The 17209-nt window shown below is 59.1% G+C and carries 13 protein-coding genes; 11 read left to right on the top strand and 2 right to left on the bottom strand.

Annotated features, from left to right (window positions below; genetic code table 11):
* Window positions 1-5 precede the first annotated feature (5 nt).
* From thiB to thiQ, 3 genes are read left to right on the top strand one after another with little or no spacing between them, the layout of a single operon-like run.
* On the top strand, window positions 6-992 hold the full coding sequence (gene thiB / locus F3J39_RS15150) for a thiamine ABC transporter substrate binding subunit (RefSeq protein WP_039382540.1): 987 nt from the start codon (window positions 6-8) through the stop codon (window positions 990-992).
* Window positions 968-2578, top strand: coding sequence for a thiamine/thiamine pyrophosphate ABC transporter permease ThiP (gene thiP / locus F3J39_RS15145; protein ID WP_104085636.1), 1611 nt, complete (start codon window positions 968-970; stop codon window positions 2576-2578). Before thiB ends, thiP begins: the two co-directional genes overlap by 25 nt.
* Window positions 2562-3263 (top strand): thiamine ABC transporter ATP-binding protein ThiQ, encoded by a 702-nt coding sequence (gene thiQ / locus F3J39_RS15140; RefSeq protein ID WP_039382537.1) that lies wholly within the window; start codon window positions 2562-2564, stop codon window positions 3261-3263. The genes thiP and thiQ overlap by 17 nt, the downstream gene beginning before the upstream one ends.
* Here the strand turns inward: thiQ and F3J39_RS15135 are convergent.
* Window positions 3260-4021: a DedA family protein gene (locus F3J39_RS15135; RefSeq protein WP_039382534.1), complete on the bottom strand. Its 762-nt coding sequence runs from the start codon at window positions 4019-4021 to the stop codon at window positions 3260-3262. The two genes, thiQ and F3J39_RS15135, sit on opposite strands and share 4 nt — an antisense overlap.
* Before the next feature lie 143 nt (window positions 4022-4164).
* Between F3J39_RS15135 and polB the strand changes: the two genes are divergently transcribed.
* The 3 genes from polB to rluA all read left to right on the top strand — a co-directional run bounded on the left by polB (window position 4165) and on the right by rluA (window position 10256).
* Window positions 4165-6525 (top strand): DNA polymerase II, encoded by a 2361-nt coding sequence (polB, locus tag F3J39_RS15130; RefSeq protein WP_039382532.1) that lies wholly within the window; start codon window positions 4165-4167, stop codon window positions 6523-6525.
* 149 nt (window positions 6526-6674) lie between these two features.
* Window positions 6675-9581 (top strand): RNA polymerase-associated protein RapA, encoded by a 2907-nt coding sequence (rapA, locus tag F3J39_RS15125; protein ID WP_039382530.1) that lies wholly within the window; start codon window positions 6675-6677, stop codon window positions 9579-9581.
* A 15-nt stretch (window positions 9582-9596) separates the two neighbouring features.
* Window positions 9597-10256 (top strand): bifunctional tRNA pseudouridine(32) synthase/23S rRNA pseudouridine(746) synthase RluA, encoded by a 660-nt coding sequence (gene rluA / locus F3J39_RS15120; RefSeq protein WP_039382528.1) that lies wholly within the window; start codon window positions 9597-9599, stop codon window positions 10254-10256.
* 48 nt (window positions 10257-10304) lie between these two features.
* On the opposite strand, the gene djlA is transcribed toward rluA, so the two are convergent.
* The gene (gene djlA / locus F3J39_RS15115) at window positions 10305-11114 is read right to left on the bottom strand and encodes a co-chaperone DjlA (RefSeq protein WP_039382525.1); all 810 of its coding nucleotides are present in this window, start codon (window positions 11112-11114) and stop codon (window positions 10305-10307) included.
* A 182-nt stretch (window positions 11115-11296) separates the two neighbouring features.
* Between djlA and lptD the strand changes: the two genes are divergently transcribed.
* The 5 genes from lptD to apaG are packed head-to-tail and all read left to right on the top strand — an operon-like array spanning window position 11297 to window position 17209.
* Complete coding sequence (lptD, locus tag F3J39_RS15110) at window positions 11297-13681, top strand: LPS assembly protein LptD (RefSeq protein WP_052246515.1); 2385 nt, start codon at window positions 11297-11299, stop codon at window positions 13679-13681.
* 54 nt (window positions 13682-13735) lie between these two features.
* Window positions 13736-15025 (top strand): peptidylprolyl isomerase SurA, encoded by a 1290-nt coding sequence (gene surA, locus F3J39_RS15105; protein ID WP_094110725.1) that lies wholly within the window; start codon window positions 13736-13738, stop codon window positions 15023-15025.
* Window positions 15015-16010 (top strand): 4-hydroxythreonine-4-phosphate dehydrogenase PdxA, encoded by a 996-nt coding sequence (gene pdxA, locus F3J39_RS15100; RefSeq protein WP_071669083.1) that lies wholly within the window; start codon window positions 15015-15017, stop codon window positions 16008-16010. Before surA ends, pdxA begins: the two co-directional genes overlap by 11 nt.
* Window positions 16003-16827: a 16S rRNA (adenine(1518)-N(6)/adenine(1519)-N(6))-dimethyltransferase RsmA gene (gene rsmA / locus F3J39_RS15095; protein ID WP_039382519.1), complete on the top strand. Its 825-nt coding sequence runs from the start codon at window positions 16003-16005 to the stop codon at window positions 16825-16827. Before pdxA ends, rsmA begins: the two co-directional genes overlap by 8 nt.
* 4 nt (window positions 16828-16831) lie before the next feature.
* The gene (apaG, locus tag F3J39_RS15090) at window positions 16832-17209 is read left to right on the top strand and encodes a Co2+/Mg2+ efflux protein ApaG (RefSeq protein ID WP_039382517.1); all 378 of its coding nucleotides are present in this window, start codon (window positions 16832-16834) and stop codon (window positions 17207-17209) included.

Genomic DNA, 17209 nt, shown 5'->3' with positions numbered 1-17209 from the left:
GCAAAGTGTTAAAGAACGTTCTGCCTGTCCTGCTGCTGTTGTCCGCACCGGTATTCGCCGCCAGACCGCTACTGACCGTCTATACCTATGATTCGTTCGCTGCTGAATGGGGCCCTGGGCCGGCAGTAAAGAAAGCGTTTGAAGCGGAGTGCGGCTGCGAGCTGCGCTACGTGGCGCTGGAGGATGGCGTCTCGCTGCTCAACCGTCTGCGCATGGAAGGGAAAAACAGTAAAGCGGACGTTGTGCTGGGACTGGATAACAACCTCCTGCAGGCGGCGGAGAAAACCGGCCTGTTTGCTAAAAGTCAGGTCGATACCGCGGCGCTGCAGCTGCCTGAGCGCTGGCAGAACGACACCTTTGTTCCTTTCGATTACGGCTACTTCGCCTTTGTGTATGACAAAAACCGCCTGAAGAATCCGCCCGCAAGCCTGCAGGAGCTGGTTGAAAGCCCGGAGAAATGGCGCGTTATCTATGAAGATCCGCGTACCAGTACGCCAGGCCTCGGCCTGCTGCTCTGGATGCAAAAAGTGTTTGGCGATCGCAGCGACGCGGCGTGGCAGAAGCTGGCGGCGAAAACCGTTACCGTCACTAAAGGATGGAGTGAAGCGTACGGCCTGTTTCTCAAGGGCGAAGGCGATCTGGTGCTGAGCTATACCACGTCGCCCGCTTACCACATTATTGAAGAGAAGAAAGAGAACTACGCTGCTGCCACCTTCAGTGAGGGGCACTACCTGCAGGTCGAAGTCGCCGCCCGGCTGGCCGGCAGTAAACAGCCAGCGCTGGCACAGCGTTTTATGCAGTTTATCGTCAGCCCCGCTTTCCAGCAGACGATCCCCACCGGCAACTGGATGTACCCGGTGATCAAAAGCGATTTGCCGGCTGGCTATCGGGCGCTGAACGTGCCGCAAAAAGCGCTGCAGTTTTCACCGGCAGAAGTGGCTGACCAGCGCGCCGCGTGGATCAGCGCCTGGCAGCGGGCTGTCAGCCGCTGATGCCCGGCTGGCTGATACCCGGCGCGCTGAGCGCGCTGCTGCTGTGCGCCGTGGCGCTGCTCGCTCTGGGGGCGCTGCTGACGGCGGCCCCGCTGCCGGACATGCGCAGCCTGCTCAGTGACAGCTATCTGCACCACGTGCTGGCGTTCTCATTTGAGCAGGCGCTGCTCTCGGCACTCTGCTCCGTGCTGCCGGCCGTGCTGCTGGCGCGCGCGCTCTATCGCCGCCGCTTTCCTGGCCGCGCGCTGCTGCTGCGTTTATGTGCGATGACGCTGGTGCTGCCGGTGCTGGTGGCGGTATTTGGCCTGCTGAGCGTCTACGGCCGCAGCGGCTGGCTGGCACAGCTCTGCACGCTGCTGGGTATTCCCTACCACTTCTCTCCCTATGGCCTGCAGGGTATTTTGCTGGCGCACGTCTTTTTTAACCTGCCGCTGGCCACGCGCATGCTGCTGCAGGCGCTGGAGAGCATTCCGCCGGAGCAGCGTCAGCTGGCGGCTCAGCTTGGGCTGCGCGGCTGGAATCTGTTCCGGCTGCTGGAGTGGCCCTGGCTGCGTCGCCAGATCCTGCCGACCGCGGCGCTGATCTTTATGCTCTGCTTTGCCAGCTTCGCCACGGTGCTGGCGCTGGGCGGCGGGCCACAAGCGACCACGCTGGAGCTGGCGATCTACCAGGCGCTGAGCTTTGATTACGATCCCGGCCGCGCCGCGCTGCTGGCACTGCTGCAGCTCAGCTGTTGTCTGCTGCTGGTGCTGCTCAGTCAGCGCTTCAGTAAAGCGATCCCTGCCGGCAGTCAGACGCTGCAGGGCTGGCGCGATCCGCAGGATAGCGGGTTTGCACGCGTCAGCGACACGCTGCTGATTGCTCTCGCGCTGCTGCTGCTGCTGCCTCCGCTGGCAGCGGTGGTGGCCGATGGCGTGCGCGGCGGTGTGGCCGGCGCACTGCAGCAGCCGGCGCTCTGGCAGGCCACGCTGACCTCGCTGCGCATCGCCCTTGGCGCGGGCGCACTCTGTGTGATCCTGACAATGATGCTGCTGTGGAGCAGCCGCGAGCTGCGTCAGCGCCAGCGTCGGGCGAGCGCACAGGCGCTGGAGCTGAGCGGCATGCTGATTCTGGCGATGCCGGGCATCGTGCTGGCCAGCGGCTTTTTCCTGCTGTTTACCGCTACCTCCGGGCTGCCGGCGCGTGCCGACGGGCTGGTGATCTTTACCAATGCGCTGATCGCCATTCCCTACGCCATGAAAGTGCTGGAAAACCCGATGCGCGATATCGCCGCACGCTATGCGCCGCTCTGCGCCTCGCTCGGTCTCTCCGGCCTCAATCGCCTGAAGCTGATTGAGCTGCGGCTGCTGAAGCGTCCGCTGGCGCAGGCGCTCGCCTTTGCCTGCGTACTCTCGATTGGCGACTTTGGCGCAGTGGCGCTATTTGGCAACGCCGATTTCCGCACCCTGCCCTGGTATCTTTATCAGCAGATCGGCGCCTATCGCGGTGCCGACGGTGCCGCGACCGCCCTGCTGCTGCTGCTGCTCTGCCTGTTACTTTTTACTCTGATGGAAAAACTGCCGGGACGCCATGCTGACACTCACTGATCTTACTTACCTTTATCAGCATCTGCCGATGCGTTTCAGCTTCAGCGCTCAGGCGGGTGAACGGCTGGCGATACTTGGCCCGAGCGGCGCCGGTAAAAGCACGCTGCTGAGCCTGATCGGCGGCTTTCTGCCGGTCAGCCACGGCACGCTGCTGATTAATGGCCGCGATCACACCCGCAGCGTACCGGCGTTGCGTCCGGTCTCGATGCTGTTTCAGGAGAACAATCTCTTTCCGCACCTTTCGGTACAGCAGAATCTGGCCCTGGGTCTGCATCCGGGCCTGAAGCTCACGCGCGACCAGCAGCAGCAGCTGAGGGAGATTGCACACCAGACCGGACTGCATGATTTACTGACGCGCTTGCCTGGCGAGCTCTCCGGCGGCCAGCGGCAGCGGGTGGCGCTGGCGCGCTGCCTGCTGCGCAACCAGCCGGTACTGCTGCTGGATGAGCCTTTTTCGGCGCTCGACCCGGCGCTGCGCCGCGAAATGCTGCAGCTGGTGCGCACGGTGTGTGACGCACGCAATATCACGCTGCTGATGGTGTCGCACAGTCTGGAGGATGCGCAGCAGATTGCCGCACGCAGTCTGGTGATTGCTGATGGCCGGATCGAGTGGGATGGTGAGACGGCGGCGCTGCTTCGGGGTGAGAGCAGCAGCGCCGCGCGCCTGGGTATTACGCCAGCTTAAGCGAAGAAGACTTTCCAGAGCAGCTGCAGGAAAACAGGCATCATCGGATGAAACAGCAGCGCGATAAACGCGGCGCTGCCCGCTACGGCCATCAGCGGCGCCAGCCAGCGCAGGCGCGCTTTCGGCAGGTAGCGGGTTGCCCAGTCGCGCGTTTTGTCACTGCGCCACCAGCGCCAGAGCAGCCATCCGCCCAGCCAGAGCAGAATCGTTACCAGCAGCAGCAGCCATTTAAAGCTGTCGCCCTGCGCCTGCGGCACATCAATGGCCACACCGGCGAGGATCCCCGGCAGCAGATAGGCGGGCGGCCACAAAATACAGCCGATGATATTGGGCGGCAGAAACTTCCGCACCGGCAGCTCAAGCATGCCGGCCGCCAGCGGGATCAGCGGGCGTGTCGGGCCGACAAAGCGCCCCACCAGCACGGTAAACATGCTGTGCTGATGCAGCGCATGCTCGGTCTTATCCAGCAGGCTTTGATACTTTTTCAGATACTTCCAGCGGTGCAGCGGCCCCTGAAACTTCCAGCCGATACCGTAGGAGATCCAGTCGCCCAGCAGGCAGCCAATCAGCCCCGCCGCCCACGCCGGATAGAGGCCAATCTGACCGCTGCCCACCAGCGCCCCCAGGCTGGCCATCAGCACGGTGCCCGGCAGCAGCAGACCCACAAACGCCAGTGATTCAAGAAAGGTCACCAGAGCGACGGCGAACAGCGCGTACTCCAGCGATTGCGTAAACAGGTGTTGAATCCAGGCTTCCATAGCTATCCTCTGCGGAATATGAAGGCTGGATTGTCCTGAGCCTGCGTCAGGGCGTCAAGCTTTTCCCGCTGCGCTGCAGAGAGTTGCCGACACTGTATAAACATCCATGATATACTGCGCATAATTTCTACTCCGGAGTCACCGTGACAGAACCGCGCGCAGGCTATCTGCTGACCCGTCACTGGCGGGATACCCCTTCAGGCAGCGAGATCACGCTGTGGCTGGCAACCGATGCCGGACCGCAGCGGCTGGTGCTGCCCGCGCAGGAGTCAGTGGCGTTTATTCCGGAAGCGTTCCGCCGTCAGACCGAAGCGCTCATCCGCGACGAAGCCCATACCCGTCTGCAGTCGCTGACGCTGAAGGATTTCCATTATCGTCCGGTGTTTGGCCTCTATTGCCGCAGCCATCGTCAGCTACAGCAGCTGGAGAAACGTCTGCGTGAGAACGGCATCAGCGTTTATGAAGCTGATATCCGGCCACCCGAGCGCTATCTGATGGAGCGCTTTATTACCGCCCCGGTCTGGTTCAGCGGCGAGCCGCGCGGTGAGACTCTGATCAACGCCCGCCTGAAGCCGCATCCCGACTACCGGCCGCCTCTCCGCTGGGTGTCGCTGGATATTGAAACCACCGAACGCGGCGAGCTTTACTGTATCGGGCTGGAAGGCTGCGGTCAGCGTCAGGTGTATATGCTGGGCCCGCCCAACGGCGACGCCAGCGCGCTCAGCTTTGAGCTGATTTACGTTGAGAGCCGCCAGCAGCTGCTGGAGCAGCTTAACGCCTGGTTCGCGCGGCACGATCCCGATGTGGTCATTGGCTGGAACGTGGTGCAGTTCGACCTGCGGGTGCTGCAAAAGCATGCCGATCGCTACGGCATTCCGCTGCGCCTCGGCCGTCAGCAGCAGCCGCTGGAGTGGCGTGAACACGGCTTTAAGCCGGGCATCTTTACCGCCCAGCTCGCCGGCCGCGTCGTGATTGACGGCATTGAAGCGCTGAAGTCTGCCTACTGGGATTTTCCCTCTTTCAGTCTGGAATCCGTTGCGCGCGAGCTGCTGGGTGAAGGTAAAGCGATCAATAATCCGTGGCAGCGCATGGAGGAGATCAACTGGCGCTTTGCCCATGATAAACCCGCGCTCGCGACCTATAACCTGAAAGATTGCGAGCTGGTGACGCGCATTTTTCACCATACCGCCATCATGCCCTTTTTACTGGAGCGGGCCAGCGTTAACGGCCTGGCGCTGGATCGGCACGGCGGCTCGGTTGCGGCGTTCAGTCATCTCTATATTCCGCGTATGCATCGTGCGGGATACGTAGCGCCCAATCAGGGCGACGTGGCGCCGGAGGCGAGTCCCGGCGGCTATGTGATGGACTCCCGTCCCGGCCTCTACGACTCCGTGCTGGTGCTGGATTACAAAAGCCTCTATCCCTCCATCATCCGTACTTTTCTGATTGATCCCGTCGGGCTGGTTGAGGGCCTGGCCCATCCGTCTGACGCAGATTCTGTGCCTGGCTTTCGCGAAGCGCGCTTCTCGCGCCACCTTCACTGTCTGCCTGACATCGTGGCGCAGATCTGGCAGGGGCGTGAAGCCGCAAAGCGCGACGGCAACGCCCCGCTCTCCCAGGCGCTGAAAATCATCATGAACGCCTTTTACGGCGTGCTGGGTACCAGCGCCTGTCGCTTCTTTGATTCACGCCTCGCCTCCTCCATCACGCTGCGCGGCCACGCCATTATGCAGCAGACGCGGGCGCTGATTGAGGCGGAAGGGTTTACGGTGATCTACGGTGACACCGACTCCACGTTTGTCTGGCTGCAGGGCAAATATAGCGAGGAGCAGGCAGCGGCCACCGGCCAGCGGCTGACGACGCTGATCAACCGCTGGTGGCAGCAGCATCTGCAGCAGACGTTCGGCCTGACAAGCGCGCTGGAACTGGAGTATGAGACGCACTTCAGCCGTTTTCTGATGCCCACCATTCGCAACGCCGAACAGGGCAGCAAAAAGCGCTATGCCGGGCTGACCGGCAGCGGCGCGCAGCAGCGGCTGGTGTTTAAAGGGCTGGAGTCGGTACGTACTGACTGGACGCCGCTGGCGCAGCAGTTTCAGCAGCAGCTCTATGGCCGTATTTTCCGCGGGGAGCCCTGGCAGGATTATATCCGTGAAACTGTCGCACAGCTGATGGCCGGCCAGCTTGACGATCTGCTGGTGTATAAAAAACGCCTGCGGCGACCGCTGCATGAGTATGAGCGCAACGTTCCGCCGCACGTGCGCGCGGCGCGTCTTGCCGATGAACATAACCGCAGGCTGCAGCGTCCGCTGCAGTACCAGAAAGGCGGTTCCATTCGCTATGTGATGGCGACCGCCGGGCCGGAGCCGCTGGAGGTGCGTACCACGCCACTCGACTACGATCACTACGTCAGCAAACAGCTGCAGCCGATAGCGGATGGCATTCTGCCGTTTGTCGGCGACGACTTTGCTACACTGATTACCGGGCAGCTGGGGCTTTTTTGACAGGTGACGAATGCCCTGCCATCCAGTACCATAGCGCCCTTCCTGTATGTCAGCATCAACAACCTGACCAGACATCTGTCTGGCGCTTTGTTATTGCCTGAGAGCAGGTGAACGTCTTTAAGTCATTCAGAGAATCGAGCAAAAAATATATGGTATTTACACTGGGTCAACGCTGGATAAGTGATACGGAAAGTGAACTGGGACTGGGTACGGTCGTGGCGCTGGATACGCGCATGGTCACGCTGATGTTTCCCGCAACCGGCGAGAACCGCCTCTATGCCCGTCATGATTCTCCGGTCACCCGCGTGATTTTCAATCCGGGTGATACCGTTACCAGCCATGAAGGCTGGCAGATGCTGGTTGATGAAGTGCGGCACGAAAATGAGCTGGTGACCTACATCGGTACCCGCGCTGATACTGAAGAGAGCAACGTGGTGCTGCGCGAAGTGATGCTGGACAGCAAGCTGGTCTTCAGCAAGCCGCAGGATCGCCTGTTCGCCGGTCAGCTCGATCGCATGGATCGCTTCGCCCTGCGCTTCCGCGCGCGCAAATACCAGAGCGAGCAGTATCGCCTTGCCGTCAGCGGCCTGCGCGGCATGCGCACCAACCTTATCCCGCACCAGCTGCATATCGCACACGATGTGGGCCGCCGCCACGCGCCGCGCGTGCTGCTGGCAGATGAAGTCGGCCTGGGTAAAACCATTGAAGCGGGCATGATCATCCAGCAGCAGCTGCTGGCGGGGCGCGCCGATCGCGTGCTGATCGTGGTGCCGGAAACGCTGCAGCATCAGTGGCTGGTAGAGATGCTGCGCCGCTTTAACCTGCGCTTTGCTCTGTTTGATGACGATCGTTATACCGAAGCGCAGCACGACAGCGACAATCCGTTTGAAACGGAACAGCTGATTATCTGCTCGCTCGACTTTGTGCGCCGCAATAAACAGCGTCTGGAACTGCTGGCGGATGCGGAGTGGGATCTGCTGGTCGTGGATGAGGCGCACCACCTGGCGTGGAGTGAAGCGGCACCCAGCCGCGAATATCAGGTAATTGAACAGCTGGCGGAGAACACGCCGGGCGTACTGCTGCTTACCGCCACGCCGGAACAGCTGGGGCTGGAGAGCCACTTTGCCCGTCTGCGCCTGCTCGATCCCGATCGCTTTCACGATTTCAGCCAGTTTGTGGCCGAGCAGCAGCACTATCGTCCGGTGGCCGATGCCGTCAGTTCACTGCTGGCGGATCAGGCGATCAGTAAAGATGAGATGAACCTGATCAATGAGCTGATTGGCGAGCAGGATATCGAACCGCTGCTGCAGGTTGCTAACAGCGACCGCGACGGTAAAGAGGATGCGCGCAAAGAGCTGGTCTCAATGCTGATGGACCGCCACGGCACCAGCCGCGTTCTGTTCCGTAACACCCGTAACGGCGTGAAGGGCTTTCCAAAGCGCGAGCTGCAGCAGATCCGTCTGCCGCTGCCGGCGCAGTATCAGACAGCGATCAAAGTCTCCGGCATTATGGCGGCACGCAAGTCGCCGGAAGAGCGCGCCCGGGACATGCTCTATCCGGAGCAGATCTATCAGGAGTTTGAAGGCGATAGCGGCACGTGGTGGAACTTTGATCCGCGCGTTGAGTGGCTGATGGGCTATCTCACCAGCAACCGCAAAGAAAAAGTGCTGGTGATTTGCGCCAAAGCGGCCACTGCGCTGCAGCTGGAGCAGGTGCTGCGCGAGCGTGAAGGTATTCGCGCGGCGGTGTTCCATGAAGGTCTCTCCATTATTGAGCGCGATCGTGCGGCGGCGTTCTTCGCCTCGCAGGAAGAGGGCGCGCAGGTACTGATCTGCTCGGAGATCGGCTCTGAGGGCCGTAACTTCCAGTTCGCCAGCCGGCTGGTGATGTTCGATCTGCCGTTTAACCCCGATCTGCTGGAGCAGCGTATCGGACGCCTCGATCGTATCGGTCAGCTGCACGATATCCAGATTATGGTGCCCTGGCTGGAGAAAACCGCGCAGGCGGTGCTGCTGCGCTGGTATCACGAAGGGCTGGACGCGTTTGAGCACACCTGCCCTACCGGCCGCGCTATTTATGACGCTGAATATAACCAGCTGATTGAGTTCCTGGCGGCACCGGAAAACCCGCAGGGTCTCGATGAGTTCATCCTGAAAAGCCGTAAGCAGCATGATGCACTGAAAGCGCAGCTGGAGCAGGGCCGCGACCGACTGCTGGAGCTTAACTCCAACGGCGGCGAAGCGGCGCTGGCGCTGGCTGATGCCATTGCAGCTCAGGATAATGATACCGAGCTGGTAAACTTTGCGCTCAACCTGTTCGACATTGTCGGCATCAATCAGGAAGATCGCAGCGACAACCTGATTGTTCTGACCCCTTCCGATCACATGCTGGTGCCCGATTTTCCCGGTCTGCCGGAAGATGGCTGTACGATTACCTTTAACCGTAATCAGGCGCTGTCGCGCGAAGATACGCAGTTCATTACCTGGGAGCATCCGCTGATCCGCAATGGTCTGGATCTGATCCTCTCCGGCGATACCGGCAGCTGCGCCCTGTCGCTGCTGAAGAACAAGGCGCTTCCGGTCGGTACGCTGCTGGTTGAGATGATTTATGTGGTTGAGGCGCAGGCGCCGAAACAGCTGCAGCTTACCCGCTTCCTGCCACCGACGCCGGTGCGCATGCTGATGGATCGCGCGGGTAATAATCTGGCGGGCAAAGTGGAGTTTGAGAGCTTTAACCGTCAGCTTAACGCGGTTAACCGCCATACCGGCAGCAAACTGGTCAATGCCGTCCAGCAGGATGTGCATGCCATTCTGACGCAGGCGGAGCAGGCCGTGGTGCCGGAAGCGCAGGCGCTGATTGCCGCAGCAAAAGCGGAGGCGGATGAAAAGCTGAGCGCAGAGCTGTCGCGACTCGAAGCACTGCGCGCCGTCAATCCCAACATCCGTGACGATGAGGTTGAGGCGCTGGAGAGCAATCGTGCGCAGGTGCTGGCCAGCCTGAGCGAGGCGGGCTGGCGTCTCGATGCGCTGCGCCTGATCGTCGTAACGCACCAGTAAGCAGGCGAGACTGACATGCTGATGGAACCCTACAATCCGCCGTCCGAACCCTGGCTGCATATTCTGTATCAGGACGCACACATTATGGTGGTCAACAAACCGAGCGGATTGCTCTCGGTGCCGGGCCGGCTGGAGGAGCACAGGGATAGCGTGATGACGCGCATCCAGCGTGATTTTCCGCAGGCGGAATCGGTGCACCGGCTCGATATGGCGACCAGCGGCGTGATTGTGGTGGCGCTGAATAAGGCGGCAGAGCGCGAGCTGAAGCGTCAGTTTCGCGAGCGTGAGCCGTCAAAGCACTACGTGGCGCGCGTCTGGGGCCATCCGGCAGCGGAAAAGGGCCTGATCGATCTGCCACTGATTTGCGACTGGCCGAACCGGCCAAAGCAGATGGTGAGTCACGAACTGGGAAAACCGGCTCAGACGGAGTATGAAGTGCTGGAGTATGCCGCCGATAACAGCGCGCGCGTGCTGCTGAAGCCCATTACCGGTCGTTCACACCAGCTGCGCGTGCATCTGCTGGCGCTGGGACATCCGATCCTCGGCGATCGTTTCTATGCGCATGAGGCGGCGCTGGCGATGGCAGCGCGTCTGCAGCTGCATGCGGAGTCGCTGACCATTACCCATCCGGTATTTGGCAGCAGCATGACATTTCGGCAGCCAGCGGAGTTCTGACCTGCGTCACCCCGCCCTCTTTCCGGTAAAAAGGGCGGGATGGCCGGGCTATTTAAACCCTTTCTCTTTGCGGATCAGGTCGTATGCGGCCTGAATCTCCTGCGCTTTCTGTTTCGCCATCTCCATCATTTCCGGCGGCAGACCTTTCGCCACCAGCTTATCGGGATGATGTTCACTCATCAGCTTGCGATAGGCGCGTTTAATGGTGGTGTTATCATCACTGCTTTTCACGCCCAGTACGCTGCAGGCGTCTTCCAGCGTGGGTCCGCGCTTCGTCTGCTGCCAGCCGCCGCCTGAGGCCCCGGCGCCGCCAAACTGCTGGCCGCCTTCCATCATGCGCAGAAACTGATCGAACTGCTGGCGTGAAATCCCCAGCTCTTCGGCAATCACATACAGCACCTGCCGCTCGTTCGGATGCAGCGAACCATCCGCAAATGCCGCCTGAATCTGAATTTCCAGAAACATCCGAATCAGATCGAAACGGCCAAAACAGGCGCTGCGCAGCTCACGCAGTTTGTTGCGCAGCGGATAATCGCTCTGTTTCCCTTCACGAAAGGCGCGCTGCGCGGCAGTGCGGGCCTCTCCGTGCAGCTGCATACGATCCATAAACAGCGACGCAATCTGAATATCCGCTTCGGTGACGCGCCCTTTCGATTTGGTCAGATGCCCCATGATCTGAAACGTCGTGCTGAAAAACAGCGTCTGCCGCGACTGATTATTGGCAAAGTATCCCTGCCCTTTTACGCTGCGCACTTTATCAATCAGATGACCAATGATCAGACCCAGGACAATGCCCCAGAACCCCGCGCCTGACATCACGCCAAGCGCAAGACCAATAACTTTTCCCCAGTAGCGCATAAACTCCTCAATTCGCCATGCTTGTGGCTGAAAATTGCATTATCATACCTGTCATTTATCTCCGCGCCTAACGGCAACGCAGACAGAAAAGGATTAACGCTGGCACTACGCCGGGCGGTAAGTTAGTCTCTGTCCGGATTGTCGGCATGATGCCAGTGTCCATGGAATTATCGAAACCGCGTATGAAAAAACGTATACCTACCCTGCTGGCAACCATGATTGGTGCCGCACTTTATAGTCAGCACGCGCTGGCCGACGATTTGATGTCGCAGTGTATGCTGGGCGTGCCAAGCTACAACCGCCCGGTTATCAATGGTGACGCTAACTCCCTGCCGGTAACCATCAATTCCGATTCGGCAAAAGGCAATTATCCGGACGATGCAGTATTCACCGGTAATGTCGATGTGCAGCAGGGTAACAGCCGTCTGCGCGCTGACGAAATGCAGCTGCATCAGCGTCAGCAGGAGGGCCAGACCGCGCCGGTACGCACCGTGGATGCACTGGGCAATGTGCACTATGACGATAATCAGGTCATCCTGAAAGGTCCGAAAGCCTGGTCCAATCTGAACACCAAAGACACTAACGTCTGGAACGGCAACTACCAGATGGTGGGTCGCCAGGGACGCGGTGATGCCGACCAGATGAAGCTGCGTGGCAATAACCGGTATACCATTCTCGAAAATGGCACCTTTACCTCCTGTCTGCCGGGCTCTAACAGCTGGAGCGTGGTGGGATCAGAGGTGATCCAGGATCGTCAGGAAGAGGTAGCGGAGATCTGGAACGCGCGCTTCAAACTCGGCAATGTGCCGGTGTTTTATAGCCCTTATCTGCAGCTGCCGATCGGCGATCGTCGTCGCTCCGGTTTCCTGATCCCGAATGCGAAATATGGCAGTAATAACGGCTTCGAGTTTATGCTGCCGTACTACTGGAATATTGCGCCGCAGGCGGATGCCACGCTGACGCCGCACTATATGAGCAAGCGCGGTACGCAGCTGCAAACGGAGTTCCGTTACCTTACGGTGTTTGGCGCCGGCCTGATGGAGCTGGATTACCTGCCGTCCGATAAGCAGTATGAAAAAGATCGCGCGGCGCGCTCTTCTATTGAAGACGATCAGGACTCTAAACGCTGGCTCTTCTTCTGGCGCCATTCAGGCGTTTACGATCAGCACTGGCGCTTTGCGGCGGATTATACCAAGGTCAGCGATCCCTACTATTTCAACGATATCGACTCGAAATATTACAGCTCGACCAATAACTATGCGACGCAGAAATTCAGCATCGGCTACGCGGATACCAACTGGGATGCGACGCTGTCGACCAAAGATTTCCAGGTCTTCGGCAATACCAGCTCTGCCAACGTCTACCGTGCTGCGCCGCAGCTTGACGTTAACGCCTACCAGAATGATATCGGTCCGTTTGATGGCCGCGTCTACGCCCAGGCGGTGAAGTTTACCAACGTCAGCAACCGGATGCCGGAAGCGACGCGTCTGCATATTGAGCCGACGCTGAATCTGCCGCTCTCCAACGGCTGGGCCAGTCTCGATACCGAAGCAAAACTGCTGGCGACGCACTATCAGCAGGACAATATCGAAAGCTATAACACCCGCTTTAATCCTGACGCCACAAACAACAACAGCGGACGGCTGAAAGATTCCGTAAACCGTACGCTGCCGCAGTTTAAAGTGGATGGCCGTCTGGTATTTGATCGCGATATGGACTGGTCGCAGGGCTATACCCAGACGCTGGAGCCGCGCGTTCAGTATCTCTATATTCCGTATCGCGATCAGAGCAACATCTATCCTTACGACTCTACGCTGCTGCAGACCGACTATACCGGCCTGTTCCGCGATCGCACCTATAGCGGTCTCGATCGCATCGCCTCCTCGAATGAAGTGGCAAGCGGCGTAACAACACGCATTTATGACAACGATCTGGTTGAACGTTTTAACGTTTCTGTAGGTCAAATCTACTCGTTTACTCCGTCGCGTACCGGCGTAAACCAGACGAATAAAGAAGATGATACCGGCAGCCTGGTATGGGCTGGCGACACGTACTGGAAAATCAGCGATCGCTGGAACGTGCGTGGCGGACTGCAGTATGACACCCGTCTCGACAACGTTTCACAGGGTAATACGGTACTGGAGTATCGCCGTGATGCCGATCGCATGCTGCAGCTGAGCTATCGCTACAGCAGCCCGGAATATGTCGCGCAGGCGCGTAACAACGCCAGCCTGATCAATAATCCGATTTATAAAAATGGCATTTCGCAGGTCGGTGCAACCGGCAGCGTACCGATTGCCGATGCCTGGTCGCTGGTGGGGGCGTACTATTATGATACCCGCAACAGCCGTCCGGCAGAGCAGCTGGTAGGCGTGCAGTACAGCTCCTGCTGCTACGCTATTCGTCTGGGTTACGAGCGCAAGATTAACGGCTGGGAAAACAACGACAGTAAATATGACAACCAAATCTCGTTCAACATTGAGCTGCGTGGCCTGAGTTCCAACTACGGCTTAGGCACTAATGAAATGCTGCGTCAGGGCATTATTCCCTATCAGCGCGCATTCTGATGTTGTGATGTTTGACAGGCGATCCCGCAGTGCGGAAACAATAATGGATAAAGTATGAAGAACTGGAGAATGCTGATTCTGGGTGCGGCGATGTCGGCCGGCACCGCTTTCGCAGCCCCACAGGTAGTTGATAAAGTCGCCGCCGTCGTGAACAACGGCGTGGTGCTGGAAAGTGACGTCGATAACATGATGCGCACGGTAAAATCCCAGGCGCAGCAGGCGGGTCAGCAGCTGCCTGAGGACCGTACGTTGCGTCATCAGATCCTTGAGCGTCAGGTCATGGATAACATTATTCTGCAGATGGGTGAAAAAGCGGGCCTGCAGATCAGCGATCAGCAGCTGGATCAGGCGATCCAGAACATCGCTGCGCAGAACCGTATGAGCGTCGATCAGCTGCGCAGTCGCCTCGCCTACGACGGCATGAACTACAGCGACTACCGTGCGCAGATCCGTAAAGAGATGCTGATCTCTGAAGTGCGTAACAATGAAGTGCGCCGTCGCGTTACCATTCTGCCGCAGGAAGTTGATACGCTGGCGACGCAGATTGGTTCACAGAACTCGCAGGGCACCGAGCTGAATATCAGTCAGATTCTGCTGCCGCTGCCGGAAAATCCTACGCAGCAGCAGGTTGACGATCAGGAAGCGCTGGCACGTCAGCTGGTGGGGGAGATCAAAGGCGGTGCCGATTTCGGTAAGCTGGCGGTGACCTACTCAGCCGATCCTCAGGCGCTGAAAGGCGGCAACATGGGCTGGGGTAAAATTGAAGAGCTGCCGACGCTGTTCTCACAGGCGCTGAGCAGCGCGAAAAAAGGCGATGTGGTCGGTCCGATTCGTTCCGGCGTGGGCTTCCATATCCTCAAAGTCAACGATCTGCGCGGTGAGAGCAAGAATATCTCGGTCACTGAGGTACACGCCCGCCATATTCTGCTGAAGCCATCACCGATCCTGAGCGACGATCAGGCGCGTGAAAAAATTACGCAGCTGGCCGCTGACATCAAAAGCGGAAAAACTACCTTTGCCGCTGCTGCCAAACAGTTCTCTGACGATCCGGGTTCAGCTAACCAGGGCGGCGATCTTGGCTGGGCGTCACCCGACATCTACGATCCTGCTTTCCGCGACGCGCTGCTGAAGCTGCAGAAAGGTCAGGTCAGCGCACCGGTGCACTCTTCGTTTGGCTGGCATCTGATTCAGCTGCTGGATACGCGCCAGGTGGATAAAACCGATGCGGCGCAGAAAGAGCGCGCCTATCGCCTGCTGTTCAACCGTAAGTTTGCAGAAGAAGCGCAGACCTGGATGCAGGAGCAGCGCGCCAGCGCCTACGTGAAGATCCTTGATGGCAACTGATAGCTATCGCGTTGCGATCACGCCCGGCGAACCCGCCGGGATTGGTCCCGATCTTACGGTGCAGCTGGCACAGCGCAACTGGCCGGTTGAACTGGTCGTCTGTGCTGACGGCGAAGTGCTGCGGCAGCGTGCCGCGCAGCTTGGCCTGCCGCTAACCCTGCAGCCGTGGCAGCCTGACCGCGCCCCGCAGCCGCAGCAGGCAGGTACCCTGACGCTGCTGCAGATCGATACGGCACAGCCGGTGGTGCCAGGTCAGCTCTGCGTGGCTAACGGTGCGTACGTCCTTGAGACGCTGGCGCGCGCCTGTGACGGTGCGCTTCAGGGCGAGTTTGCGGCGCTGATCACCGGGCCGGTACACAAAGGCGTCATCAACGACGCCGGCATTCCGTTTACCGGCCATACCGAATTTTTTGCCGATCGCGCCGGTGGCGACCGCGTGGTTATGATGCTGGCAACCGAGTCGCTGCGCGTAGCGCTGGCAACCACCCATCTGCCGCTGAAAGATGTCTCTGCCGCCATCACGCGCGAGAGCCTGCGTGAGGTCATCACCATTCTGCATCAGGATTTACAGCAGAAGTTTGGCCTGGCGCAGCCGCATATCTTTGTCTGCGGTCTTAATCCGCACGCTGGCGAAGGCGGGCATATGGGGCGTGAAGAGATTGACACTATTACGCCAGCGCTGGATGCGCTGCGTCAGCAGGGCATCCGTCTGACGGGGCCACTGCCAGCCGATACGCTGTTTCAGCCTAAGTATCTGCAACATGCCGATGCGGTGCTGGCGATGTATCATGACCAGGGATTGCCGGTCCTTAAATATCAGGGTTTTGGCCGGGCGGTGAATATCACCCTGGGCCTGCCTTTTATCCGAACCTCTGTCGATCACGGTACCGCGCTGGAACTGGCCGGTCTTGGACAGGCAGAGCCGGGCAGCTTTATCACGGCGCTTAATCTCGCCATCACTATGATCAAGAGCAGTAATGAATAATCGCGTCCATCAGGGGCATTACGCCCGTAAACGTTTCGGGCAGAACTTCCTGAACGATCAGTACATTATCGATAGCATCGTCTCTGCTATTCATCCGCAAAAGCAGGAGGCGCTGGTCGAGATCGGTCCCGGTCTCGGTGCTCTGACCGAGCCGGTAGGCGAACGCCTGGACGCGCTGACCGTCGTTGAGCTGGATCGCGATCTGGCAGCTCGCCTGCAGACGCATCCGTTCCTTGGTCCCAAGCTGACCATTTATCAGCAGGATGCGATGACCTTTGATTTTGCGGCGCTGGCGCAGGAGAAAGGTCAGCCGCTGCGCGTGTTCGGCAACCTGCCCTACAACATCTCCACGCCGCTGATGTTTCATCTTTTCAGCTATACTGGTTCGATCAAAGATATGCACTTCATGCTGCAGAAAGAGGTGGTTAACCGTCTGGTTGCCGGCCCGGGCAGTAAAGCATATGGTCGTCTCAGCGTGATGGCGCAATATTACTGCCAGGTGATCCCGGTCCTTGAAGTGCCGCCGCAGTCGTTTACGCCGCCACCTAAAGTGGATTCTGCCGTGGTGCGACTGGTGCCTTATGCACAGCCGCCTTACCCGGTCAGTGATGTTAAGATCCTGAGCCGCATTACTACCGAGGCTTTTGGTCAGCGTCGTAAAACGTTGCGTAACAGCCTGGGTCATCTGGTTGCGGCGGGCGCGCTGGAAGAGTTAAATATTGATACCTCACTGCGTGCTGAAAACGTCAGCGTTGCGCAGTATTGTCAGCTGGCAAACTGGCTGGGTAATCATCAGGCAAAAACAGCGGAGAACTAAGTGCATGAGTGATATGGCGCGCGTCTGTGTTCAGGTACTGAGTCAGTATGTGGAATCGCAATCCTCACCGGACGAGGATCGCTACGTGTTTGCCTATACCATCACTATCCGCAATCCCGGGCGCACGCGCGTTCAGCTGCGCAGCCGCTACTGGCTGATCACCAACGGCAACGGCCGCGAAACGGAAGTTCAGGGCGATGGCGTAGTGGGCGAGCAGCCGTTTATCGAACCGGGTGGCGAATACCAGTATACCAGCGGTGCGATTCTGGAAACGCCGATGGGCACCATGCAGGGCCACTACGTTATGATCGATGAAGAGGGCAGCGCCTTTAACGTCGATATTCCGGTGTTTCGCCTCGCCGTGCAAACCCACATTCACTGA

Origin of the sequence: Pantoea sp. Acro-807 (assembly GCF_011752675.1) — a bacterium.
Lineage (GTDB): Bacteria > Pseudomonadota > Gammaproteobacteria > Enterobacterales > Enterobacteriaceae > Pantoea > Pantoea eucrina.
The sequence above is the reverse complement of the archived record's forward strand: the minus strand, read 5'-3'. Positions and strand labels throughout refer to the sequence as shown.

Coding starts and splice junctions, on each gene's coding strand:
- thiQ (WP_039382537.1), top strand. CDS start 2,562: ATGCTGACACTCACTGATCTTACTTACCTTTATCAGCATCTGCCGATG.
- F3J39_RS15135 (WP_039382534.1), bottom strand. CDS start 4,021: ATGGAAGCCTGGATTCAACACCTGTTTACGCAATCGCTGGAGTACGCG.
- rapA (WP_039382530.1), top strand. CDS start 6,675: ATGGTATTTACACTGGGTCAACGCTGGATAAGTGATACGGAAAGTGAA.
- rluA (WP_039382528.1), top strand. CDS start 9,597: ATGCTGATGGAACCCTACAATCCGCCGTCCGAACCCTGGCTGCATATT.
- djlA (WP_039382525.1), bottom strand. CDS start 11,114: ATGCGCTACTGGGGAAAAGTTATTGGTCTTGCGCTTGGCGTGATGTCA.
- lptD (WP_052246515.1), top strand. CDS start 11,297: ATGAAAAAACGTATACCTACCCTGCTGGCAACCATGATTGGTGCCGCA.
- surA (WP_094110725.1), top strand. CDS start 13,736: ATGAAGAACTGGAGAATGCTGATTCTGGGTGCGGCGATGTCGGCCGGC.
- pdxA (WP_071669083.1), top strand. CDS start 15,015: ATGGCAACTGATAGCTATCGCGTTGCGATCACGCCCGGCGAACCCGCC.
- rsmA (WP_039382519.1), top strand. CDS start 16,003: ATGAATAATCGCGTCCATCAGGGGCATTACGCCCGTAAACGTTTCGGG.
- apaG (WP_039382517.1), top strand. CDS start 16,832: ATGAGTGATATGGCGCGCGTCTGTGTTCAGGTACTGAGTCAGTATGTG.